The sequence below is a fragment of the Tsukamurella sp. TY48 genome (genome assembly GCF_019656655.1).
GTDB classification, from domain to species: Bacteria; Actinomycetota; Actinomycetes; order Mycobacteriales; family Mycobacteriaceae; genus Tsukamurella; species Tsukamurella strandjordii.
On sequence record NZ_BPMV01000001.1, the window covers coordinates 1,832,288 to 1,855,951 of the forward strand.

At 69.3% G+C, this 23,664-nt stretch carries 24 protein-coding genes and 2 tRNA genes; 11 read left to right on the forward strand and 15 right to left on the reverse strand.

Going from position 1 to position 23,664, the window contains the following annotated elements:
• Window positions 1–95: 95 nt before the first annotated feature.
• From TTY48_RS08905 to pknB, 7 genes are all read left to right on the forward strand, one after another.
• A complete protein-coding gene (locus tag TTY48_RS08905; protein WP_220657155.1) occupies window positions 96–1,364 on the forward strand; it encodes a DUF3662 and FHA domain-containing protein in 1,269 nt (422 codons plus the stop codon).
• A 96-nt stretch (window positions 1,365–1,460) separates the two neighbouring features.
• A complete protein-coding gene (locus TTY48_RS08910; RefSeq protein ID WP_220657156.1) occupies window positions 1,461–1,925 on the forward strand; it encodes an FHA domain-containing protein in 465 nt (154 codons plus the stop codon).
• Window positions 1,922–3,340, forward strand: a complete 1,419-nt coding sequence (locus TTY48_RS08915; RefSeq protein ID WP_220657157.1) for a PP2C family serine/threonine-protein phosphatase — start codon at window positions 1,922–1,924, stop codon at window positions 3,338–3,340. The genes TTY48_RS08910 and TTY48_RS08915 overlap by 4 nt, the downstream gene beginning before the upstream one ends.
• Entirely contained in the window at window positions 3,337–4,764 is a 1,428-nt protein-coding gene (locus TTY48_RS08920; protein WP_220657158.1) for an FtsW/RodA/SpoVE family cell cycle protein, read from the forward strand. The genes TTY48_RS08915 and TTY48_RS08920 overlap by 4 nt, the downstream gene beginning before the upstream one ends.
• Window positions 4,761–6,275 carry a penicillin-binding protein 2 gene (locus TTY48_RS08925; protein ID WP_220657159.1) on the forward strand — a complete coding sequence of 505 codons (1,515 nt, stop codon included), beginning with the start codon at window positions 4,761–4,763 and terminating at the stop codon, window positions 6,273–6,275. Before TTY48_RS08920 ends, TTY48_RS08925 begins: the two co-directional genes overlap by 4 nt.
• Entirely contained in the window at window positions 6,275–7,711 is a 1,437-nt protein-coding gene (locus tag TTY48_RS08930) for a protein kinase (RefSeq protein WP_220657160.1), read from the forward strand. Before TTY48_RS08925 ends, TTY48_RS08930 begins: the two co-directional genes overlap by 1 nt.
• A 19-nt stretch (window positions 7,712–7,730) precedes the next feature.
• A complete protein-coding gene (pknB, locus tag TTY48_RS08935) occupies window positions 7,731–9,719 on the forward strand; it encodes a Stk1 family PASTA domain-containing Ser/Thr kinase (protein WP_220657161.1) in 1,989 nt (662 codons plus the stop codon).
• Between the two features lie 23 nt (window positions 9,720–9,742).
• Here the strand turns inward: pknB and TTY48_RS08940 are convergent, their stop codons facing one another.
• Window positions 9,743–10,384, reverse strand: a complete 642-nt coding sequence (locus tag TTY48_RS08940; protein WP_220657162.1) for an aminodeoxychorismate/anthranilate synthase component II — start codon at window positions 10,382–10,384, stop codon at window positions 9,743–9,745.
• Window positions 10,385–10,465: 81 nt separating this feature from the next.
• Here TTY48_RS08940 and crgA point away from each other — a divergent pair, with 81 nt between their 5' ends.
• Window positions 10,466–10,759, forward strand: coding sequence for a cell division protein CrgA (gene crgA / locus TTY48_RS08945; protein ID WP_220657163.1), 294 nt, complete (start codon window positions 10,466–10,468; stop codon window positions 10,757–10,759).
• Window positions 10,760–10,813: 54 nt separating this feature from the next.
• The gene (locus tag TTY48_RS08950) at window positions 10,814–11,215 is read left to right on the forward strand and encodes a PH domain-containing protein (protein WP_220657164.1); all 402 of its coding nucleotides are present in this window, start codon (window positions 10,814–10,816) and stop codon (window positions 11,213–11,215) included.
• On the opposite strand, the gene TTY48_RS08955 is transcribed toward TTY48_RS08950, so the two are convergent.
• Entirely contained in the window at window positions 11,212–11,721 is a 510-nt protein-coding gene (locus TTY48_RS08955; protein WP_220657165.1) for a C40 family peptidase, read from the reverse strand. The genes TTY48_RS08950 and TTY48_RS08955 overlap by 4 nt on opposite strands.
• 346 nt (window positions 11,722–12,067) lie before the next feature.
• Entirely contained in the window at window positions 12,068–12,601 is a 534-nt protein-coding gene (locus TTY48_RS08960; RefSeq protein WP_220657166.1) for a peptidylprolyl isomerase, read from the reverse strand.
• A 103-nt stretch (window positions 12,602–12,704) separates the two neighbouring features.
• Here TTY48_RS08960 and cwsA point away from each other — a divergent pair, with 103 nt between their 5' ends.
• Window positions 12,705–13,226, forward strand: a complete 522-nt coding sequence (gene cwsA, locus TTY48_RS08965; RefSeq protein WP_220657167.1) for a cell wall synthesis protein CwsA — start codon at window positions 12,705–12,707, stop codon at window positions 13,224–13,226.
• Between the two features lie 28 nt (window positions 13,227–13,254).
• Here the strand turns inward: cwsA and TTY48_RS08970 are convergent, their stop codons facing one another.
• From TTY48_RS08970 to TTY48_RS08980, 3 genes are read right to left on the reverse strand one after another with little or no spacing between them, the layout of a single operon-like run.
• Entirely contained in the window at window positions 13,255–13,428 is a 174-nt protein-coding gene (locus TTY48_RS08970; RefSeq protein WP_220657168.1) for a hypothetical protein, read from the reverse strand.
• Window positions 13,429–13,476: 48 nt separating this feature from the next.
• Window positions 13,477–14,229: a CbtA family protein gene (locus TTY48_RS08975; RefSeq protein WP_220657169.1), complete on the reverse strand. Its 753-nt coding sequence runs from the start codon at window positions 14,227–14,229 to the stop codon at window positions 13,477–13,479.
• 13 nt (window positions 14,230–14,242) lie between these two features.
• A complete protein-coding gene (locus TTY48_RS08980; RefSeq protein WP_220657170.1) occupies window positions 14,243–14,452 on the reverse strand; it encodes a CbtB-domain containing protein in 210 nt (69 codons plus the stop codon).
• Window positions 14,453–14,949: 497 nt separating this feature from the next.
• Between TTY48_RS08980 and TTY48_RS08985 the strand changes: the two genes are divergently transcribed.
• Entirely contained in the window at window positions 14,950–15,750 is an 801-nt protein-coding gene (locus tag TTY48_RS08985) for a M12 family metallo-peptidase (RefSeq protein ID WP_220657171.1), read from the forward strand.
• Here TTY48_RS08985 and TTY48_RS08990 read toward each other — a convergent pair.
• The 9 genes from TTY48_RS08990 to gyrA all read right to left on the reverse strand — a co-directional run bounded on the left by TTY48_RS08990 (window position 15,747) and on the right by gyrA (window position 23,614).
• Entirely contained in the window at window positions 15,747–16,751 is a 1,005-nt protein-coding gene (locus TTY48_RS08990) for a CNNM domain-containing protein (RefSeq protein ID WP_220657172.1), read from the reverse strand. The two genes, TTY48_RS08985 and TTY48_RS08990, sit on opposite strands and share 4 nt — an antisense overlap.
• Window positions 16,744–18,099 carry a hemolysin family protein gene (locus TTY48_RS08995; protein ID WP_220657173.1) on the reverse strand — a complete coding sequence of 452 codons (1,356 nt, stop codon included), beginning with the start codon at window positions 18,097–18,099 and terminating at the stop codon, window positions 16,744–16,746. The genes TTY48_RS08990 and TTY48_RS08995 overlap by 8 nt, the downstream gene beginning before the upstream one ends.
• Before the next feature lie 154 nt (window positions 18,100–18,253).
• Window positions 18,254–18,451, reverse strand: a complete 198-nt coding sequence (locus TTY48_RS09000; protein WP_220657174.1) for a hypothetical protein — start codon at window positions 18,449–18,451, stop codon at window positions 18,254–18,256.
• 90 nt (window positions 18,452–18,541) lie between these two features.
• Window positions 18,542–19,105 carry a hypothetical protein gene (locus TTY48_RS09005; RefSeq protein WP_220657175.1) on the reverse strand — a complete coding sequence of 188 codons (564 nt, stop codon included), beginning with the start codon at window positions 19,103–19,105 and terminating at the stop codon, window positions 18,542–18,544.
• Between the two features lie 71 nt (window positions 19,106–19,176).
• Window positions 19,177–19,971, reverse strand: coding sequence for an endonuclease/exonuclease/phosphatase family protein (locus tag TTY48_RS09010; protein ID WP_220657176.1), 795 nt, complete (start codon window positions 19,969–19,971; stop codon window positions 19,177–19,179).
• A gap of 176 nt (window positions 19,972–20,147) precedes the next feature.
• A tRNA-Ala gene (locus TTY48_RS09015) sits at window positions 20,148–20,220 on the reverse strand.
• An 11-nt stretch (window positions 20,221–20,231) separates the two neighbouring features.
• Window positions 20,232–20,308: transfer RNA gene (locus TTY48_RS09020), tRNA-Ile, on the reverse strand.
• Window positions 20,309–20,361: 53 nt separating this feature from the next.
• A complete protein-coding gene (locus TTY48_RS09025) occupies window positions 20,362–21,072 on the reverse strand; it encodes a DUF3566 domain-containing protein (RefSeq protein WP_220657177.1) in 711 nt (236 codons plus the stop codon).
• 25 nt (window positions 21,073–21,097) lie between these two features.
• Entirely contained in the window at window positions 21,098–23,614 is a 2,517-nt protein-coding gene (gyrA, locus tag TTY48_RS09030) for a DNA gyrase subunit A (RefSeq protein ID WP_220657178.1), read from the reverse strand.
• Between the last annotated feature and the right edge of the window lie 50 nt (window positions 23,615–23,664).

A 23,664-nucleotide genomic window follows, 5' to 3' on the forward strand; every position in this document is an offset into this window, starting at 1 on the left:
AATGGGGTTACGCTGGCTCCGTCGTGCGCGCAGCGCCGCTATCATCGATTGGTCAGAACACGTTCGCGACACGCTGAGGAAGGGAGGGAGTCGTTGTGGGAATCCTGCAACGGTTCGAGCGCAAGCTCGAAGGCGCGGTGGGCGATGGCTTCGCTCGCGTCTTCGGCGGGAAGGTCGTTCCCCAAGAAGTCGAGGGAGCCCTCCAACGGGAGGCCGAGGACCAGCTGCAACCGCTCGGAGACGGTGCGTACTTGGTACCCAACAAGTACGTCATCGCAGTCTCACCCACCGACCAACAGACCTTCGAGGCGGACCGTGATCTCGCCATCCGCGCGTTCTCGAAGCACCTGGACGAATACATCCGGGACAATGGCTGGCAGACTTACGGTGACGTGGTCGTGCACTTCGAGCAGTCACCACAACTGCATACCGGACAGTTCCGGGCGCGCGGCACCGTCGACCCCGACGCTGTCCCGCAGAACCTTGTACCTCAGCGACCACCTGCAGAATCAGGAGCCGATTCGATGACCAACAACCCCGGATACGACCAGGGTCGGCACGGCGGACAGCAGTACGACCAGAGCGGCTACCAGCAGCAGGGCTACGACCAGCAGGGTTACGGCCAGCAGCCTCCGCAGCAGGGCGCCTACGACCCCAACTACCCCCAGCAGGGCTACGACCAGCAGGGTCAGCCCCAGGCCGGGTACGAGCAGGGCTACCAGCAGCCCGCCTACGACCAGGGCGGCTACCAGCAGCCCGGCTACGACCAGAACTACGGCCAGCAGAACTACGGTCAGCAGGGCTACGACCAGGGCGGCTACCAGCAGCAGCCCGGGTACGACCAGAACTACGGCCAGCAGGGCTACGACCAGGGCTACCAGCAGCCGGGTTACGACCAGCAGGGCTACGGCCAGAACTACCAGCAGCCCGCGTACGACCAGGGCTACCAGCAGCCCGGGTACGACCAGGGTGGCTACCAGCAGCAGCCCGGCTACGACCAGGGCGGCTACCAGCAGCCCGGCTACGACCAGAACTACGCCCAGCAGGGCGGGTACGACCAGGGCGGCTACCAGCAGCCCCAGACCGTGACCCTGTACCTGGAGGACGGCTCCAACCGCACCTTCGCGCTGCGCGACGGTGCCAACGTGATCGGCCGCGGCCAGGACGCGCAGTTCCGCCTGCCGGACACCGGCGTCTCGCGCCGGCACGTGGAGATCCGCTGGGACGGCTACGCCGCCGTGCTCAACGACCTCGGCTCCACCAACGGCACCTCGGTGAACGATGTGCCGGTGTCCAACTGGGAGCTGGCGGACGGCGACCGCATCCGCGTCGGGCACTCCGACATCGTGGTGCGATTCCAGTAGATTTCTCTTCGGGCTCGCGGAAGCAACCCCGTACTCGCGCCGCTCGACCGGGCGGCGCGAGCCGAATATGCGCACAATTGGCCGGAGGGAGGCGCCGTGCAGGGACTGGTCCTACAGCTGACGCGCGCGGGTTTCCTCCTGCTGCTGTGGCTGTGCGTGTGGCTGGTGATCAACGCGCTGCGCTCCGATGCGCGCCTGGCCTCGGGTCTGCGGCCGAAGCAGAAGGAAGTGAAGCCGCCGCGCGGCAGCTTCTTCCAGCGCGGCAGCAAGACCGCCAAGTACCTGGTGGTCACCCACGGCCCGCTCGCGAACACGCGGATCACGCTCGGCCAGCAGCCGGTGCTGATCGGCCGCGCCGACGATTCGACGCTCGTCCTCAACGACGACTACGCGTCGACCCGGCACGCGCGGCTCGCCCGCGACGGTGACGACTGGTACGTCGAGGACCTCGGCTCCACCAACGGCACCTACCTCGCCCGCAACAAGGTCACCACGCCCACCCGCGTCCCGCTGGGAACGCCCGTGCGGGTGGGCAAGACCGTGATCGAGCTGCGCCCGTGAGCCTGATCCTGCGCTATGCGGCGCGCTCCGACCGCGGTCTCGTCCGCAGCAACAACGAGGACTCGGTGTACGCCGGTCCCCGGCTGCTGGCGCTCGCCGACGGCATGGGCGGCCACGCGGCCGGCGAGGTGGCCTCGCAGCTGATGATCACCGCGCTCGCGCCCCTCGACGACGACGAGCCCAGCGGCGATCTGCTGGACACCCTCGAAGAGGCGATGGTCACGGGCAACGAGACCATCGCCGAACAGGTCGCCGAGGACCCCGAGCTCGACGGCATGGGCACCACGCTCACCGCGATCCTGTTCGCCGGCTCCAAGCTCGGCCTGATCCACGTGGGCGACTCGCGCGGCTACCTGCTGCGCGACGGCCAGCTCACCCGCATCACCAAGGACGACACCTTCGTCCAGACCCTCGTCGACGAGGGCCGCATCACCGCCGAACAGGCGCACACCCACCCGCAGCGCTCCCTCATCATGAAGGCCCTCACCGGCCACGAGGTCGAGCCCACCCTCACGCTCCGCGAGGCCAAGGCGGGCGACGTCTACCTGCTCTGCTCCGACGGCCTGTCCGACGTGGTGAGCGACGAGACCATCGGCGACACCCTCGGGCTCGCCGCCGACGACGTCTCGGCCGCCGCCGACAAGCTGATCGAGCTGGCCCTGCGCTCCGGCGGACCCGACAACGTGACCGTGGTGGTCGCCCGCGTCGAGGACTCCAGCTTCGGGCAGAGCCGCCCGATCGTGGGCGGCGCCGCCAACGACGACGATGAGGACTACGTCCCGCCGTCCAACACCGCCGCCGGCCGTGCCGCCGCGCTGCGTCCCCCGCGCAAGGCGCCCCGTCGGGTGATCGCGCAGGAGACCGAGGACGAGCCCGAGACCGGGCCCCGTCGCAAGTGGATCGCGCTCGCCGTGATCCTGGTGCTGCTCATCGGCGGCGCCGTCGGCGTGATCGCCACCCGCTCGGTGGTGAACTCCAACTACTTCGTGGGCGCCACCGACAACGGCACCATCGCCATCTCCCGCGGCGTGAAGGTGAACCTGTTCGGCAAGGCGCTCAACAGCCAGCAGGAGATCGTCTGCATCGCGGAGACCCCCGGCGGTGACGGCACCACCCAGGGCTGCACCCCGCTGAACAAGGGCGATCTCACCCCGCGCGGCCGCGCCAACCTCGACGGCCTGCCCTACGCGAGCTCGATCGAGGACGCCCGCAACCAGGCCCGCGCGCTCACCGAGAAGGACAACCTGATCCCGCGCTGCAAGGTCGAGACGCAGGTCATCCCCGTGCCCGCGCCGCCGCCCGGTGCCACCCCGGCGCCCACCGGCGAGACGATCACCCCGCCTCCCCCGCCGGAGACCAAGGTGGTCACCCAGACCTCCACCCCCGATGAGCCCTGCCGTGGGGGCCCCTCGTGACGTCCGGTACCGCCACCAACACCCCGGGTACCGGCCTCGCGCTCGACCCGAACCGTGGATCCCGGTCGAAGGAATTGGTCCTGCTGTGCGCCGCCACCGTGATCACCGGTGCCTCGCTCGCCATCGTCGAGTGGGCGCAGAAGCAGACCATCAGCTGGGACCTGGCCAAGTACGTGGTGGCCTTCGTGGTGCTCTACGCCGCCGCGCACATCGCGGTGCGCCGCTTCGCGCCCTACGCCGACCCGCTGATCCTGCCCGTGGTGGCGATGCTCAACGGCCTCGGCCTGGTGCTCATCCACCGCCTCGATCTGGGCCGCGCGCACGGCGAGAACGGCCGGATCCAGGAGATCAACGAGGCCAATCAGCAGATCCTGTGGACCCTGCTCGGCGTGGTGGTGCTGGTCGCGATCCTGGCGCTGCTGCGCGATCACCGCACGCTCGCCAAGTACGCGTACACGATCGGCCTCGTCGGCCTGATCCTGCTCGCGCTGCCCGCCCTGCTGCCGTCCAGCCTGTCCGAGATCAACGGCTCGAAGAACTGGATCAAGACCCCGCTGTTCAGCATCCAGCCCAGCGAGATCAGCAAGATCCTGCTGATCATCTTCACCGCGGCCTTCCTGGTGTCCAAGCGCGACCTGTTCACCACCGCCGGACGCCGCGTGCTCGGCATCGACCTGCCCCGCCCGCGCGATCTGGCGCCGCTGCTGCTGGTGTGGATCGTGGCCCTGGCCGTGCTCGGCTACGCCAACGACCTCGGCACCCCGCTGCTGATCTTCTTCACCGTGCTCGCCATGGTCTACATCGCCACCGAACGCGTCGGCTGGGTCGTGGTCGGCCTCGCACTGGCCGTGGTGGGCGCCGTCGCGGCCTACTTCATGTTCAGCCACCTGCGGGTGCGCGTCGAGGTGTGGCTGCACCCCTTCGACCACTACGAGGACATCGGTTTCCAGCCCGCGCAGTCGCTGTTCTCGCTGGCCACGGGCGGTCTGGCCGGGACGGGGCTCGGCTCCGGCCGGCCCACGATGGTGCCCTTCGCCTCGACCGACTTCATCATCGCCGCGATCGGTGAGGAGCTCGGCCTGATCGGCCTGGCCGCCGTGCTCATGCTGTTCCTAGTGCTCATCTTCCGCGGCTTCCGGATCGGCCTGACGGTGCGCGACAGCTTCGGCAAGCTGCTGGCCGCCGGCCTGGCCTCGACGGTGGCGATCCAGCTCTTCGTGGTGGTCGGCGGCGTCACCAAGCTCATCCCGCTGACGGGTCTGACCACGCCCTTCGTGAGCTACGGCGGATCCTCGCTGCTCACGAACTACGCCCTCATCGCGCTGCTGCTGCGCATCTCCAACGCGGCCCGCGAACCCAAGGTCACGCGCAAGCCCGGTGCACCGGTCCCCGACCGGCCCACCGAGATCGTGAAGCGCGTATGAATACCCCGATCCGCCGCGTCTCCGTCGTCGTCGTCCTGCTCGTGGTCGCGCTCCTCGCGAACGCCACCTACGTGCAGGTCTTCAAGGCGGACGACCTCCGCACCGATCCGCGCAACGAGCGGGTCCTGCTCGACGAGTACTCCCGCCAGCGCGGCTCCATCCTGGCGGGCGGTCAGGTGATGGCGCAGTCGGTGCCCACCGACGACCGCTACAAGTACCTGCGCACCTACCCCAAGGAGCTGGCGCCCGCCTACGCCCCGATCACCGGCTACTACTCGATGGTCTACAGCGCCGGCGCGCTCGAGCACGCCGAGGGCCCGATCCTCAACGGCAGCGACGACCGGCTGTTCGGCCGGCGCATCGTCGACCTGCTGTCCGGCCGCGACCCGCGCGGCGGCAACGTGGTCACCACGATCAACCCGGCCATGCAGAAGATCGCCTACGAGCGGCTGATCTCGGCGTGCGGTTCGAACGGGCCGTGCCACGGTTCGGCCGTCGCGATCGAACCGCAGACCGGCAAGATCCTGGCGATGGTCTCGACGCCCAGCTACGACCCGAACCCGCTGTCCTCACACGATCCGAAGGTGGTCAGCGCGGCCTGGGAGCAGCTGACCAAGGCGCCGGACCAGCCGATGCTCAACCGCGCCACATCGCAGCTGTACCCGCCCGGGTCCACCTTCAAGGTGATCACCACGGCCGCGGCGCTCAGCCAGGGCAAGGGCATCGACCTGAACACCCGGCTCACGGCCGATAAGCAGATCACCCTGCCCGGGGGCGGCGGCACGACACTGCAGAACTACGCAGGGATGACGTGTCCTGAATCCTCGGGCGGTACCGTCAGCCTGTTGCAGGCGTTCCAGTACTCCTGCAACACCGCGTTCGTGGACCTGTCGACCCAGAAGATGCAGGACGGAGGAGAGGCGATCAAGCAGATGGCGAACAACTTCGGCGTGAACAGCTCTCCCGACTCGATCCCGCTGCCGGTCTCGCAGTCGGTGACCGGTCCGATGATCTACCCCGCGCAGGTGGGACAGTCGGCGATCGGCCAGCTCGATGTGGCGCTGACGCCCCTGCAGAACGCGGTGATCGCGGCGACCCTCGCGAACGGCGGCATCCGGATGCAGCCCTACCTGGTGGACAGCCTGCAGTCGCCCGATCTGTCGACGATCTCGACCACCTCGCCCAAGCGCGCGGGGCAGGCGCTCTCGCCCGAGGTCGCGGCACAGATGCGCGAGCTGATGGTGGCCTCCGAACGGAACACGAAGGGTGCGGGCGGCAAGGTGGCGATCGCCTCGAAGACGGGTACGGCGGAGCACTCGGAGGGTCGGTCGGTGGCCGAACCCCCGCATGCGTGGTACATCGGCTACGGGCCGGTGAACGACCCGAAGGTGGCGGTCGCCGTCATCATTGAGAATGGTGGCAATCAAGGCGAGGCGGCGACCGGTGGGTCGCTCGCAGCGCCGATCGGACGTGCGGTGATAGGCGCCGCGGTGAACGGGCAGGGGAACTGATGAGTCTGCAGACCGGCTCCATAATCGCCGACCGGTACGAACTCCTCCGGCTCATCGCGACCGGTGGCATGGGTCAGGTGTGGGAGGCGATGGACACGCGGCTGGACCGCCGCGTGGCGATCAAGGTGCTCAAGGCGGAGTTCTCCGAGGACCAGGAGTTCCTCGCGCGGTTCCGCAACGAGGCCCGCACCACGGCCGCCCTGAACCACCCGGGCATCGCCGGCGTCTACGACTACGGCGAGACCGACGATCAGGCCGGTGGCGCGCCCCTGGCGTACCTGGTGATGGAGCTGGTGAACGGTGAGCCGCTCAACGCGGTGCTGTCCCGCCTGGGGCACCTGAGCCAGGCGCAGGCGCTCGACCTGCTGGAGCAGACCGGCCGGGCGCTGCAGGTGGCGCACAGCGCCGGCCTGGTGCACCGCGACGTCAAGCCCGGCAACATCCTGATCACCCCGACCGGCCAGGTGAAGATCACCGACTTCGGTATCGCCAAGGCGGTCGACGCGGCGCCGGTCACCAAGACCGGCATGGTGATGGGCACCGCCCAGTACATCTCGCCGGAGCAGGCCTCCGGTGAGGACGCCACCGCGGCCTCCGATGTCTACTCGCTCGGCGTGGTGGGTTACGAGTGCCTCGCCGGCAAGCGTCCGTTCTCCGGCGACGGTGCGATCACCGTGGCGATGAAGCACATCCGGGATCAGCCCGATCCGCTGCCGGCCGAGCTTCCGGCGCCGGTGCGCGAGCTGATCACGCTGACCCTGGTCAAGGATCCGCGGCAGCGGTACGCGAACGGCGGCGAGTTCGCCGATGCCGTGGCCGCCGTGAAGGCGGGCCAGCGCCCGCCGATGCCGCGGGGCTGGACCGGTGGCGCCGCGGGCGCCTCGCGCGAGCCGGCGACGGCCGCCACCACGGTGGTGCCGCCGCAGCCGCGTCCCGGGCCGCAGCCGGTGACCGCGAACCGGAACTCGACGCCCACGCCGCGGGCGGCCGCGCCCACGCAGTACGACAGCGACGGCTGGACCAAGGGCCAGAAGACGATCCTGGGCGGTTCGGTGGTGCTGCTGCTGATCGCCGCGGCGATCATCGGCGGCTACCTGCTGTTCCAGAACGCGGGCAGCGATTCGCCGTCCACGACCACACCGACGGAGCCGACGGTCACCGCGCCGCCGCCCACCGGTGCGCCGACCTCGGTGCGTCCGACGACGCAGACGCAGGACACGCCGCCGCCCACGCGGACGGTGACGGAGACCTCGACGGCCGCCCCGCCGCCGCCCCCGCCCACCACGACGCCGCCGCCGAAGCCGACGACCACCACGCCGCCTCCGACGACGACGCAACCGCCGACCACGACGGAGCCGCCGGTCACCGGCGGTGAGCCGACCACGACGCCGCCGCCGTGCGGCATCTTCGGGCTCCCCGTCCCCTGCAGGAACTAACGGATAACGGACACAGACGATGACAACCCCGCCGCGTCGCATCAACGACCGCTACGACCTGGGCGAAACGCTCGGGTTCGGTGGCATGTCCGAGGTGCACCTGGCGCGGGACACCCGTCTGTCGCGCGATGTGGCGATCAAGATCCTGCGCGCCGATCTGGCGCGGGACCCGAGCTTCTACGAGCGCTTCCGGCGCGAGGCCCAGAACGCCGCCTCGCTGAACCATCCGACGATCGTGCAGGTGTACGACACCGGTGAGGCCGACACGCCGACCGGGCCGCTGCCGTACATCGTCATGGAGTACGTGGACGGCGAGACGCTGCGCGACGTGTTGCGCCGCGACGGCACGATCGCGCCGCAGGCGGCGATGACGTGGATGGCCGATGTCTGTGCGGCACTGGACTTCAGCCACCGCAACGGCATCGTGCACCGCGATATGAAGCCGGCCAACGTGATGCTCACCCGGGCGGGCGAGATCAAGGTGATGGACTTCGGCATCGCCCGCGCGATGAACGATCCCTCGGCCGCGATGACCCAAACCGCCGCCGTGATCGGCACCGCGCAGTACCTCTCCCCCGAGCAGGCCCGCGGCCTATCGGTGGACGCCCGTTCCGATGTCTACGCCGCCGGCTGCGTGCTGTTCGAGCTGCTCACCGGCCGTCCGCCGTTCGTGGGCGATTCGCCGGTCGCGGTGGCCTCGCAGCACGTCCGCGAGGATCCGCCGACCCCGTCGTCGATCCTCGACACCGTGCCGCCGGAGCTGGACTCGATCACCCTCAAGGCGCTGGCGAAGAACCCGGACAACCGGTACCAGACCGCTGGCGAGATGCGGCAGGACCTGATCCGGGTGCTCGCGGGCCGCAAGCCGGAGGCACCGATGGTGCTCACGGACGAGGAGCGCGATGCGCTGCTCACCGAGCCCTCGAGGCCCCGCCGCGCGGCGAAGGCCGCTCCGGTCGCCGCCGCTGCCGCGGCCGCCCCTGCCGCGGGTGCGGCGGGCGCACCGTCGGACGACGACGATCGGCCCACCGAGGCGGTGGCCGCGGTTCCGGCGGCCACGGGGCGGGCCAAGCATTCGACCGACTCCTCGGGCGGGCGTTCGAAGCTGCTGCTGTGGGTCTCGGCCGCGGTGATCGCGCTCATCCTGGTGGGCGGCACCACCTTCTACCTGCTGTCGGGTCCGGGCGAGACCAAGCAGGTCACGGTGACCTCGCAGATCGGCCAGAACGCCAGCGACGCCCAGGTGGCGCTGCAGAAGCTGGGCTTCAACGTGCAGATCAAGCGGGTGCCCGACAACACGGTGCCCGCGGAGCAGGTGATCTCCACCATCCCCGGTCCGGACACGCAGGCCACCGAGGGGTCGACGGTGATCGTCGAGGTCTCGTCGGGCCCGAAGATCGCGGCGGTCCCCGATGTGGTGAACCGTTCGGAGAAGGACGCCCGCGACATCTTGACCAAGGCCGGTTTCACGGTGGCCAAGGACCCGAAGCGGGAGGCCTCGCCCACCGTGAAGTCGGGCGATGTGGTCTCCACGAATCCGGCGGTGGGTGCGAACACGCCGCAGAACACGCCGATCGTGCTCACCGTGAGCACCGGTAAGGAGCAGGTCCGGGTGCCGGACGTCTCCAACACGCCGCTCGCGCAGGCCGAGTCGAACCTCAAGGGCCTGGGGTTCGAGACCTCGGTCCAGGAGGTCGACGATCCCGCCGCCGCCGGCACGGTGCTCCGCACCAATCCGACCGGTGGTACCTCGGTCGACAAGGGCAGCAAGATCACCATCGTGGTGTCCAAGGCGAAGTCGCTGCCGATGCCGAACGTGGTCGGTCAGGACGTGAACGCCGCCCGGGCGACGCTGATCTCCGCCGGATTCTCGGCGTCGAACATCGGCGTGGACGATTCCGCCAAGGCCGGTTTCCCGTGGGACGTGAACAAGGTCTACGACACCACTCCGCGCCCGGGAACCCCGGTGGACACGTCCACGCAGGTGACGATCAAGATCCGCCGCTAGGCCGCGGTATCGCGATGTCGCGCTCAGGCGAGCGCGGCGGCCACTTCCTGCTCCAGTTCGGCGACACGCGCCTCGGGGACCTGGAGGCCGCACACGGCGAGCCAGTTCGCTAGCATCCGGTGACCGCCCTCGGTGAGCACGCTCTCGGGGTGGAACTGCACGCCGTGGATGGGCAGCTCGCGGTGTTTGAAGGCCATCACCACGCCGGATTCGGTGCGCCCGGTGATCTCCAGCTCGTCGGGGATCGTGGGCTCGAGCACCGTGAGCGAGTGGTAGCGGGTGGCGGTGAACGGATCGGGCAGGCCCGCGAGCACGCCGTGGCCGTTGTGGTGCACCAGCGAGGTCTTGCCGTGCAGCAGTTCGGGGGCACGGTCCACGGTGGCGCCGAAGACGGCGCCGATGGCCTGGTGGCCGAGGCACACGCCGAGCAGCGGCGATCCGGCCTCGCGAGCGGCGGTCACCATGGGCATCGTCTGGCCGGCACGCTGGGGGGTGCCGGGGCCGGGGCTCAGCAGCACACCGTCGTACTGCGCGGCTGCGGCGGCCGGATCGTCCAGTCGCGGATCGTCGTTGCGCCAGACATCGGCCTCCACGCCCAGCTGGCCCAGGTACTGGACCAGGTTGAAGACGAAGCTGTCATAGTTGTCGACGACGAGGATTCGCACGTCGCTCAGCGTACTGGGGTGGGGTCACCCGGGCACATCCGATAACCTGGCTGGTGAAAAGCACCCAGGTAGAAGGAAGTCATGCCGAAGTCGAAGGTCCGCAAGAAGACCGATTACACGATCAACACGGCGTCGGATTCGCGTACGCCCGTGAAGGTCAGCGCACCGTCGGGCCGCTGGTTCGTGGCCCTGTTCCTCGGATTCATGCTGGCCGGCCTGGCCTGGCTGCTGGTGTACTACCTCGGCGCCGATGAGTCCGGCATGGGTGCGCCCGGCAAGGCGCTCAACTGGATGGTCGAGCTGGGCCCGTGGAACTTCGCCATCGGCTTCGGCCTGATGATCGTCGGTCTGTTGATGACGATGTGGTGGAAGTAATCCTCACCAGCGGAAACACATCGATGTCATTCATCCCCAGTTGTGGACGAAGCTGTGGATAACTGGAGCGCTCCGCGCAGTGTGGGCGTGGTCCTGCTGGTGGCGGGCGTCGTGCTCGGCGCCGCGACCGCCTTCTTCGGCGCGGTGAGCGATCCCGTGGGCATCGTCCTCGTGGGGCTGGGCACCGTGCTGCTGGCGTACCTGGGCGCCTCGGTGCTGGTGCTGCGTCCGCGGCTGGCCGCCGACGCCGAGGGTGTCACCTATCGCGGCGCCTTCGGCCGCAAGCACTTCCCGTGGGACGGTCTGCAGATCAAGCGGACCAGCACCAAGCACTGGGGCCGCGAGTCGGTCCTGTTGGAGCTCAGCCGCGGGGACGATCTGCTCTTCCTGGGCCGCTGGGAGCTGGGCGAGGCGCCCACCGTGGTGGCGCAGGAGCTCGAGGAACTGCGCCCCTAGAAGCGGCGCGCGGTCACGAAGCCGCGGATCCCGGCCACGCGCACCGGGGTGCCGTAGGTGACCGCCTCGACCACCTGGCCGTCGCCCACGTAGAGGGCCGCGTGCCCGCCGCCCGCGGTGATCACCACATCGCCGGGGCGCAGTTCGCCCTGGGAGACCGGGGTGCCGGCGCTCATCAGCGAGTAGCTGCTGCGCGGTACCGACAGGCCCGCCTGGTTCATGGCCCAGCTGACGAGGCCGGAGCAGTCGAAGGCCGACGGGCCCGACGCGCCGTACTGGTAGGGCATCCCCACGCGGGTGAGGGCGGCCTGGACGACGGCGCCACGGTCGGGTGCGGCGGAGACCTGCGGTGCGGGCGCCTGGGCCGCAGGGGCCTGCGGAGCGGGTGCCTGGGGCGCGGGGGCGGCCTGGGAGACGGCGGGTGAGGCGACGAGTCCGATCACTGCGACGGCGGCGCCGAGAGCGGCGCGGGTGCGGCGGGTGGTCTTCGTACTGTCGCTGGTCACTTTCGTTCACACTCCCTGTTCCCCGGAGCGGCGCGATGGTCACGCCTTCATCTCCTGAAGATCACGGCAAGGTTACGAAGGGTGAACGGCGGGTGTCCATCTGAGAACGGCTCGGTGGCGGTGAATCCGCCCACCCGCACGCGTTGTCCGTGTCCTGGACCACAGGTTTTCTTGTCCGGCGGGCAATTCCGAGACCGAAGCGGTTCGCCACGATGGACGTCTTAGGCTAAGGAACTTTCTTCACTGGCGTGCCTCCCTCAGCCCGCTCGCTCTCCGCCGGGTGGGGGCCGGAGCGCACGAAGGCCCGGCCGGAATCCCGGCCGGGCCTTGCGCGGATAGCTGAGGTTTAGGGCTCGATGGTGATCGAGTTGATGGTGACCTCCTTGACCGGGCGGTCGGCGCGGTCGGTGGGGGCGTGCGCGATGGTGTCGATGATGCGCTTGCTGTCCTCGTCCTCGACCTCACCGAAGATGGTGTGCCGGTTGTTGAGGTGCGGCGTCTTGCCGACGGTCACGAAGAACTGCGAGCCGTTGGTGGCGGGGCGGCCGATGTTGGCCATGGCCAGCAGGTACGGACGGTCGAACTTGAGCTCCGGGTGGAACTCGTCGACGAAGTCGTAGCCGGGGCCACCCGTGCCGGTGCCGGTCGGATCGCCGCCCTGGATCATGAAACCGTCGATCACCCGGTGGAAGATCGAGCCGTCGTAGAACGGGCCCTCCGAGCCACCCGACGCATTGGTCGTGGTGTAGTCCTTGGTTCCCTGGGCGAGTCCGACGAAGTTGGCCACGGTCACGGGCGCGTGATTACCGAACAGGGCGATCCGGATGTCGCCTTCGGAGGTGTGCAGAGTCGCGTGGGCGGTAGCGTTGGAGTTGGTCACACCGCCATTCTGCCATTTCGGCGGATGCGTCCGGTCGGGCTTTCCGAATCGGACGAACCGGCGGTGCACACTGTCACACGTCCGCCGAAAGGATTCCGCCACGATGGCTACCCCACTGCTCGACGACGTCCAGGCCACCGACGAGTCGTCGCACGCCCCCACCAACGCCCAGCGCGTCGCGACCGGCTTCGGTCAGAGCTTCACCGGCCCACTCAACATCGCCCGCGGGCTCACCGGGATCGGTCTGTCGATCGCCACCCGCGTGCTCACCACGTTCTTCTCCGTCACCCGTAAGACCATCGCCCTGGCGCTGGCCAAGAAGGTGGTCCGCAAGGTCCGCTCGTCCGACGAGGCGCCGCTCGCGCTGGTCGACGATGCGGCACCGTCGGGCACCGCGAAGGGCGGCACACGCAAGCCGCTCCTGATCACCCTCGTGGTGGCGCTGGTGCTGGCCGTGGGCGGCACCGCGTTCAAGCTGCTGCGCACCCCGAAGGCCCCGCCGATCGCCGCCGAGCCGCCGCGGGTGCGTCCGGCCAGTGGCGCCACGGGCGACAGCGCCCCGATCGCCGAGGAGGAGCCGGCGGTGGTGGCGGTCGACGAGGATCCGCGCAAGATCGGCGAGTAGCCCGATCCGGTCGGCGGCGCGGTGGTCTCTAGCCGCGCCAGCCGACGGGTTGGTGCGCCTGGATGCCGAGCAGCACCCAGGCCAGCGCGATCACCAGGAAGAGCCCGTCGATGCCGCCGGGCCCGCCCCGGTAGAAGGCCACCCCGGCCACGATGAGGAAGAACACCGCGACCACCCAGCAGAGAACGCAACGGCGGGTCATACCCACGAGGGTAGACCCGCCGTTGCGGTTTCGCGGTGCGCTACGCGGTCAGGCCGCGACGGCCTCCGGGGCGCGGCTGCGCGACAGCGTGAGCCGGTTGATCAGCTCACCGCCGATCAGTCCGATGGCGCCCCACAGGATCGCCTGCGCCAGGAACGAGTAGGTGCGGAACCAGTACAGATCGTCGGCGGGGAAGTCCTTGGCGGACAAGGGCGCCGGCAGCACCAGGAAGGCCAGCACGGAGCCGGCCACGATGATCGCGCCGCCGATGAGGGCCGACTCCCAGCCCCCGTACTTCGGGGTCAGTGCGAGGCCGACCACCCACGCCGTGGCCACCAGTGCCAGGGCGATGGCCACCATCAGCAGGTAGGTGCCGGTGCGTTCGCCGATGGAGTCGGGATCGCCCACGCCGGGCGGGTTGGGCGGGTACTTCAGGTACGGGATCAGGTAGAAGCCCGCGAACAGCGAACCGGCCACGGCGAGCGCCAGGGCGCGTGGGCTCCACTGCGGGAGCTTGGGCGCCGCCACGCAGTAGGCCACCGCGAAGAGCACGCCCATCGCGATGCCGAAGACGATGATGCCCGCGCCCAGACCGAAGTTCTCCTGGACGGCCCGGCTGTAGACCTCGGTGGAATCCATCGTCATGCCGGGCATCGAGGCGTGCTCCGCGGCGTCGGCGGCGTCCTGCCGTGCGATGGCGCGGCGGATGATGGGTTCCACCAGGAACCGGGCCACGAGGAAGGCGAGCAGCCCTCCGATCGCCCCGGCGAGTGCGCCGCGGGCGATGACCTTCTTCTCCATGGGTTCTCCCCCGTCAGTGGCAGGGGAAGCCCAGGAAGTGCCGGGCGTCGTGGAAGAACTCGTGGATGTGGGTGTCGTTCCCGAACACCGAGACGGCGCCCTGGTCGATGCCGATGAAGTAGTACGCCAGCGCGGCGAGGACGGTGGCCGCGGTGAGCCAGACGGCCCGCCGCGAGATGCCCAGGGAGAGATCGCCCGCGTGCGCGGTGCTCAGATTCGCCATGACGGTGGCTCCTTCGTCCGGGGTTTCGCGCCCGGATAGTGAATACGGTGTGCCGGAGCGGGTCTGGCTTCACAGTGGCGCGACCGCTCCCCGAGGGATTCCGCCTCCGGCCGACGAAGCATATCCCCGGCCCTGTTCCCCCGCGACCGATCATCGCTCCGGTGCCCGAATCGTTCCGGATCACCGCAGGTGAGAGGCCGACTACCAAGGTTGTCTAAGGTATGAGGCGGTGGCGACCGGAGTCGGGTATCTTCCCATCACCCACTACGCCATCGCAAAGCCCAGAAGGTATCCAGTGACTCCTGCCGGACGTGGTCCCGGAGGCCGAGGTAGATGCGGTCGACGAACCGGTCGGCCCCGCCTCCGAGGGCTCCGAGGTCTTCGATGCACCCGGCGACAAGGCCGGCGCCTCCCCCGCGAACTGACCACGGGCGGCCTCCACCGTGGTCGGGTACCTTGAATCAGGTATTCGCTATCGCAACGTGTGGAGGTCCCCGATGTCACTCCGTCCCCGGGCGCGCCGCGTCCCCGTCGTGCTGGCCGGCCTGCTCGCCCTCGGCACCGTCTCCCCCGCCGTCACCGTCGCCGCTCCCACGGCGCCCGTGATCGACCTTCTCGTCCTCTACACCCCCGAGGTGCTCAAGGCCCGGGGCGGCGAGGCGCAGGTGAAGGCGGCGGTGGAGACCGGGGCCTCCGCCATGAACGGCGCCCTGGCGCGCAGCGGTATCGCGGGCTCGGTGCGGGTGGTCGGGGTCGAGCAGAGCTCGGTACCGCAGGCGCAGACGGGGCGCGCCGGCGCCGGCATCAACTGGTTGAAGAAGAACGCCGGCGGGCTGCGCGACAGCTACCGGGCCGATCTGGTGTCCCTGGTGGTGACCGGCGGCGAGGGGATGGCCAGCAACCCATCTCTGCCCGTCACCGCCGCCAGCTCCTCGCAGGCGTGGAGTGTGGTGGGCAACGATTGGCTGGAGCCGGATCTCAAGCGCGGCGAGGCCGGAGTCTTCGCCCACGAGCTGGGCCACAACCTCGGCGCCATGCACGATTGGGGCACCAATCCCGGTGCGGGCGGGGCGAACCCCGAGCGGCACGGTTTCGCCGACTCCACCGGCCGGGTGGACATCATGGCGTACAACACCTCCTCGCTGTGCAAACCCAGCGCGTGCAGCCGCCAGCCCTACTACTCGAACCCCGATATCACCGTGGGCGGCAAGCCCTTCGGCCAGCGCGGCGGCGATAAGCCCTCGGACATCGCCTCCGTCTTCGCGAAGACGATGCCCGTGGTGGCCGGGTACCGCTAGGAGGCGGTCGGCATCAGCCGGCCCAGCAGATCGGACAGGGTGACCACGGCGGTGGCACCGTCGGCGCGTTGCACAACCACCAGGTGGGTGCGGGACTCCCGCATGGAACCCAGTGCGGCGTAGGCGGGTTCGTCGGCGGTCAGGAAGAGCACGGGACGCATCAGGTCCGTGGCGCGTGCCGCGTCGGGAACCTGTAGGCAGTCGCGCACGTGGACCATCCCGAGCACCGCGGCACCGTCGTCGATCAGCAGCCGCAGGTGGCCGGTGCGATCGGCCTCGGCACGCACCTGCGTCGGAGTCGCGGACGGCGCCACGGTGGACGGCGGCACGTCCCACCGGGCGATGTCGCCGAGCGTGAGCGCCTCCAGTTCCAATGCGCTGGTCAGGTGCCCGGAGTACTGGGCGTCGAGCGCGCCCACGGTGGCCGAGTGCTGGACCAGTTGGCGCAGCGCGGCGGGGTCCTGTCCCGATTCCACCTCGTTGACCGGTGTCACGCCCACGCGGCGCAGGCAGGCGTTCGCGGCGTTGTTGAGCACCACGAGAAGCGGGCGGGTCACGGTCATGAAGGCGCGCATGGGCAGCGCGAGCAGCACCGCCGACCGCTCGGGGTGGGCGATGGCCCACGATTTCGGCGCCATCTCGCCCACCACCAGGTGCAGGAAGGTCACGATGAACAGCGCCAGCAGGAAGGCGCCCACATCGGCTGTCCACGTGGGTATTCCGGTGCTCTCCAGCACGGGTGTGAGCCACGAGTCCACGGCGGGTTTGGTGATCGCGCCCAGCGCCAGGGTGCACACCGTGATGCCCAGCTGCGATCCCGCGAGCAGCAGCGAGAGCTCCTGCGAGCTGCGCAGCGCCGCGCGCGCGGACCGGCTGGATGAGGCGGCGTCCTCCAGGCGGTGCCTGCGCACCGCGATCAGTGAGAACTCCACCGCCACGAAGAAGGCGCTGGCCGCGATCAGCGCGGCCGTGATCGCCACGATCACCCAGGGGTTATCCATTGGTGGCCTTCTCGGTGCGCACGGTCAAGTGCACGGTCTCCGGGACGCGCCGGTCGACGGTGCGCACCTCGGCCCGCAGGATCCGGTGCGGTGGAGCGTCATCGAGCAGTGTCGCGGGTTCGGGCACCACCGGTAGGTCGACGGTGTCGCCGGGCTCGGGCAGGGCGCCGAGGTGGGCGATCACGGCGCCGCCGACGGTCTCGTAGTCGCCGGGTTCCAGATCGAGGTCGAGGAGCCGTTCGAGTTCGTCGATGTGCAGATCGCCCCGCACGAGCCAGCCCTCGCCGTCGGGGACGGCCGGGTCCGCTGCACCGTTGTCGTCGTGTTCGTCGTCGATCTCGCCGACCAGTTCCTCGGCGATGTCCTCCACGGTGACCACGCCGTCGAAGCCGCCGTACTCGTCGATCACCAAGGCCATCTCCTGCCCGGCGTCGGCGAGCTGCGCCACCACGGCGGGCAGGGGCAGGGAGCCGGGGACGACCACGGCGGGGCGGCAGCGGGTCGCGGCGGTGCCGGAGCTGTCGGAGAGCAGATCGTGCAGCGTGATCACGCCTATCAGATCGTCGGCGGTGGCACCCACCACGGGGTAGCGGGTGTGCCCGGTGGCCATCCGGTCGAGCACGGACCGCGCGGGTTCACCGGCCGCCACCACGTCGACCCGCGAGCGCGGGATCATCGCGTGTTCGGCGGTGTGCGTGGGGAAGTCGAGGATCCGGTCGAGCAGCGTGGACAGTTCGCGGGGCAGCTCGCCGGCGTCGCGTGATGCCGCCACGATGTGTTCGAGGTCGCGCGGTGTGGCCGAATGCTCCACGTCGTGCACCGGTTCGATGCGGACCGCCCGCAGCAGCAGGTTCGAGGCCCGGTCGAAGAACCGGATGAGCCAGCCGAAGACGCGCAGGTACACGGTGGTCGACAGGGCCAGTTGCAGCGCAACGGGTTCCGGCCGGGAGATGGCGAGATTCTTGGGGAAGAGCTCGCCGAAGACCATCTGCGCCACGGTCGAGAAGCCGACGGCCGCCACGGCACCGATCGCGATGCCGACGGCGGTGGGCACGCCCACGCCGCCGAGCAGGGTGCCCAGGCCCTGGCCGATGAGCGGTTCCGCGACGTAGCCGACGAGCAGGCCCGTCACGGTGATGCCGAGCTGGGCTCCGGAGAGCATGAAGGAGGTCCGTCGCGTGACGGACAGTGCGCGGGCCGCCGCGGGATCGCCGCTCTCGGCGCGCGCTTTCAGGCGCGACCGATCGACGGCCATGTAGGCGAATTCCTGGGCGACGAAGTAGCCGGTGAAGGCGGTGATGAGCAGCACCACCGCGATTCCCGCGAGGATGCCGAGTGCCGCTAGCACGGGCTGTCACACCCCCGCTGTGCACGATCAATGGCCGGGTGGGCCAGGTCGGGTCTTCGGCGTTTGCGCGAGGCGCGTCTCATCATTCCTTCGGGGTCGTCGATGCCGTACCTCACCCAGAATAGGGCAAAACTCCCTTCGCCTCGGCAATGATTCAGTCTTCGAGCGACTGCTTCGCGTCGTGCCGCTCCGCGGGCTGGAGGAAGTCGGTCAGGTGGAAGGCGTTTCCTACCAGCAGGATCCCCACCAGCATCGCGAACCCGAGGCCGATCGCGGGGTTGAACCCCACCGCCCCGCCCGCCCCGCCCGCCCCGCCCGCCCCGGCCCACAGTGCCACGACGATCCTCGCCACATCCCACACGGTCATTCGGCACGCCCGCTTTCCATGGAAACAGCTGTGCCGGGCATCGACTCCCCGTCGATGCCCGGCACAGTGGTGGTCTTAGCGTGCGGCGATCAGGCTGCGCTCGGCGGCCTCGGCCTGCGCCTGACGATCCGGTGCCTCGACCGGAACGGCGGAGAGGTAGTAGGTCTGCGGCTTCGTGTCCACGACGATCACGCGCAGCCGGTCGGCGCGCACGGGCGCACCGTCGAACTGCACCTCGGCGAGGGCGCGCGTGGCGGAGACCCCGGAGATGGTGGTGGGCGTGACCTGCACTCCCACGACGCGGCCCTTGAGACCCTTGTAGCCGTCGGACTCCAGGCTGCGGGTCACGATGGTGCGAGCCACGGCCTCCGACGACTGCCCCTTGACCAGCGACGGGCCGAACTCGATCTGCGAGCCCCAGTTCTTGCCCGTGAGCTGCGCGCCGGCGACGACGGTGCCGTCGGCATCGGGCGCCATGATCTCCCAGCCCGGCAGGGCGGCGCGATCGAGCGACAGCGGCCCTGCGACGACGCGGGCCGGATCGGCCGCGGCCGGGGCGGCGGTCACGGTGGCGATGGACGCACCGGCGACGACGGTGGCCACGAGGGTACGGGCGGTTCGAGAGGTGAGTGCGATCATGAAGACCATGATTCCATATCAGTAAACTTTGTGCATTTTGCGGCATCCGGGTGTGACGAGGATCGAGCCGCTCAGATGTCGAGTAGCAGCGCCCGGTGGTCGGAAACCTCCGGGCTCGCGACGATCTCGAAGCCGCGGACCGCGCTCTCGTCGGAGACGAGCAGGTAGCTGGCGCTGCGGATCGGCTTGCGATACCGCGAGGCGCGGGTGTCGGCCGTGCCGACGAGATCGGTCATCCCGGCGGCGCGGAGCAGCGTGAAGGTCTCGCTGTGCGGGAGCAGGTTCAGGTCGCCACAGAGAACGACGAGGTCGCTGGCCACGCTCGCGGCGCGAACGGCGTCGGCGAGGCGACGGGCCTGGTCCATCCGGGCTGCGGTGTCCTGTTTACCGGCGGGGTCGCGCAGTCCGTGCGCCTGGATCACGGCCACCGTGCGGCCCGCGGCACGGTCGCGGACCGTCACGGTGAGCGCGGCCCGCGGCCGATCGTCGACGCTCCACTCCTCGTGGTCCACGGAGGAGGAGTGGACGAATCGCGCATCGAGGCCGGTCACGGGGTGCTCGTCACGGACGAAAGTGGCGATGCCGAAGTCCTGCCGCCGGCGCGCGCCGCCGGCGTCCACCACCGGTCCCGCATCGTTGACCACGAAGTGCGGCTGGTGCCGCGGCAGGCACCGGGCGAGGTCGTCGAGGAGGTTCAGCCGTTGCGGCAGGGTGCGCTCGCCGTCGGCGAAGGTCGACCAGCCGGTCGCGCCGGGGGTGCGGGTGACCTCCTGCAGGCAGACGATATCGGCGTTCGATTCCCGCAGCCACGCAAGGAGCTCGTCATGCATCGCGCCGCCCCAGGCGTTCACCGACACGATTCGCACGGCTCGATCGTAGGAGGCGCCTGCGCGTGTCGGCCACCGGATTACGGGCGAGAACGATGAAGCCGGCCGCCGCCGTGCATCGCACCGACCCCGCGGAATGCGTCTCAGAGTCGTCCAGGTACACGCGGAGCCGATATCCGAGTGTTCGGATACCGGCTCTGACTATGAAATTCTTGTGGAGCCTAGGAGATTCGAACTCCTGACATCCGCCTTGCAAAGGCGGCGCTCTACCAACTGAGCTAAGGCCCCGGGACGGGGTGTGGTGGGCCTAGGAGGACTTGAACCTCCGACCTCTTCGTTATCAGCGAAGCGCTCTAACCGCCTGAGCTATAGGCCCGTGAACCGAGGTCAAAGATTACCAGTGCACCCCGGTTCCAACAAAATCGCTGGTCAGTCCCTATCTGCGAGGGTCACCTCGACGCCGCCCACGAGGTCGGCGCAGAGGTTGTAGATGAACGCGCCCACCGTGGCGAGCGCGGTCAGCAGCACCACGTTCGCCAGCCCCACGAGGCTCGAGTACAGGAAGACGTCGCCCGCGGTGAGGATCGACGATCCGGCCTGCTCGTTCACGAGCGTTTGGAAGCTGTCGTTGATCTTCGACCACACGCCCATCCCGTTGAGGATCACGTAGAGCGCGCCCACGGCGATCATCCACACGAAGAACAGCACCACGGACACCACACCGGCCAGCTTGAACGTGGTCCACGGGTCGATGGACCGCAGCTGCATCGCGGCCCGCACGGGTCCCGTGGCCGCCTGGGTCTTCACCCCGGCGGCGCGGGCGGGCGTGGTGCCCACGGTGTGCAGGTTCGACGGTGCGGGCTCCGCCGCGGCCTCCGGCTGGGCCGGGGCGTCCGCGGGCGGTGCCGACGGCGGCGTGGTGGCCACGGGAGCCGTTGCCGCCTCCGCCGGCGTCACATGGTGGATCTTGTCGAGGTCGGGCAGATCCTTGGGCAGCTCATCCCGCTCCACGCCCTCGGTGGGCGCGTCGATGACGCGGCCGAGATCGGTATCGCGTCGCGGGATCCGGACGGGCTGTCGACCCGCCTGCTCCGGCCCGGGCTCACTGGGCTGCCCGGGGCCGGTTCCAGGGGTACTCACATGCGCTCCTCTTGAGTCACGGCGACTATTCCTCGGTGGTCGCCTGCTCGGTCTCGTCGCTCGTCTCGTCGGTCTCGTCGGCGTTTCGGGCGATCGCCAGAAGCGTAGTGCCTTCGCCGAGGTTCATCAGCCGGACACCCTTGGTCTGGCGACCCGCCTTGCGGACCTGCCGCGCGGCGGTGCGGATCACTCCGCCGCCCGAGGTGATCGCGTAGAGCTCGGTCTCATCGTCGACGATGAGCGCTCCCACGAGTTCACCGCGCTTGGGGTCGAACTGAATCGTCAGCACGCCCTTGCCGCCACGCCCCTGCACAGGGTAGTCGTCCATCGGCGTGCGCTTGGCGTAACCGCCCGATGTGGCCACCAGCAGGTACGTGTCCTCCTGGACCACGTTGAGCGCCAACAGCTGATCGTCGCCGTTGAAGCGCATACCCTGCACACCCGAGGTTGCACGGCCCATGGGACGCAGGGCCTCGTCGGTGGCGGCGAACCGGATCGACTGCGCGTTCTTGCTCACCAGCAGCAGATCGTCGTCGGAGGAGGCGAGCACCGCGCCCACCAGCTCGTCCTCGTCGCGCAGGTTGATGGCCACGATGCCACCGCTGCGGTTGGAGTCGAAGTCCTCCAGCTTGGACTTCTTCACCAGACCGTTCTTGGTGGCCAGGATCAGGTACGGCGCGTCCTCGTAACCCTTGATCTGGATGACCTGGGCGATCCGCTCCTCCGGCTGGAAGGCCAGGAGGTTCGCCACGTGCTGGCCGCGGGCGGTGCGGCTCTGCTCGGGCAGCTCGTAGGCCTTGGCCCGGTACACGCGACCCTTGGTGGTGAAGAACAGGATCCAGTCGTGGGTCGAGCACACGAAGAAGTGCGCCACGATGTCGTCCTGCTTGAGATCGGCTCCCTTGACGCCCTTGCCGCCGCGCTTCTGGCTGCGGTACAGGTCGGTCTTGGTGCGCTTGGCGTAGCCGGTCTCGGTGATGGTGACCACCACGTCCTCGCGGGCGATCAGGTCCTCGTCGGTCACATCGCCGTCGGCCGCGATGATCTTGGTGCGGCGGTCGTCGCCGAACTTCTCCACGATCTCGGCGAGCTCGTCGCGGACGATGGCACGCTGGCGCTCCGGCTTGTCGAGAATGTCCTTGAGGTCGGCGATCTCGAGCTCGATCTCGGCCAACTGGTCGATGATCTTCTGCCGCTCCAGGGCCGCGAGGCGGCGCAGCTGCATATCGAGGATGGCGTTCGCCTGCAGCTCGTCGACGTCGAGCAGCTCGATCAGGCCGGCGCGGGCGATCTCGGTGGTCTCCGACCGCCGGATGAGGGCGATCACCTCGTCCAGGGCGTCGAGCGCCTTGACCAGGCCGCGCAGGATGTGGGCCCGCTCCTCGGCCTTGCGCAGGCGGAATCGGGTGCGCCGCACGATGACGTCCAACTGGTGCGTCACGTAGTAGCGGATCATCTGGTCCAGCCGCAGCGTGCGGGGCACACCGTCGACGATGGACAGCATGTTGGCGCCGAAGCTGGTCTGCAGCTGGCTGTGCTTGTACAGGTTGTTGAGGACCACCTTGGCGACGGCATCGCGCTTGAGCCGCACCACGATCCGCATGCCCACACGATCGGAGGACTGGTCCTCGATCTTGCTGATGCCGGCGATCTTGCCGTCGCGCACCTGCTCGGCGATCGAGAGCACCAGGTTGTCTGGGTTCACCTGGTAGGGCAGCTCGGTGATGACGAGTTCCGTTGCGCCCTTGGAGTCCTCCTCCACCTCCACCACGCCGCGCATGCGGATCGAGCCGCGGCCGGTGGAGTAGGCGTCCTTGATGCCCTGGCTGCCCACGATCAGGCCGTGGGTCGGGAAGTCCGGGCCCTTCACGCGCTCCATGCACGCCTCGAGCGTGGCCTCGGAATCAGCCTCGAAGTTGTCCAGGCACCAGAAGATGGCGTCGGCCAGCTCACGCAGGTTGTGCGGCGGGATGTTGGTGGCCATGCCGACCGCGATGCCGCCCGCGCCGTTCATCAGCAGGTTCGGCACGCGCGCGGGGAGCACGGTGGGCTCCATCGTCTTGCCGTCGTAGTTCGGGACGAAATCGACTGTCTCCTCGTCGATGTCGCGCAGCATCTCCATTGCGAGCGGCGTGAGCCGGGCCTCGGTGTAACGCATGGCGGCCGCGGGATCGTTACCGGGCGAGCCGAAGTTGCCCTGGCCGTCGATCAGCGGGTAGCGCAGCGACCAGGGCTGGGCCAGACGCACCAGGGCGTCGTAGATCGCGGAGTCGCCGTGCGGGTGGTAGTTACCCATGGTCTCGGCGACCGGCTTCGCGGACTTGACGTAGCTGCGGTCAGGCCGGTAGCCGGCGTCGTACGAGGCGTACAGGATTCGGCGCTGCACGGGCTTCATGCCGTCGCGCACCTCGGGCAGGGCACGGCCCACGATCACGCTCATGGCGTAGTCGATGTAGCTGCGCTGCATCTCCTGCTGGATGTCGACCGGTTCGATCCGGTCGTGGCCGCCGCCGGTTTCCGGGGGCAGGGTGGTGTCAGTCATGGAAATCCTTCAGGTTCAGGCGGTTCGACGGTGCGGTTCGCGCGGCCCGG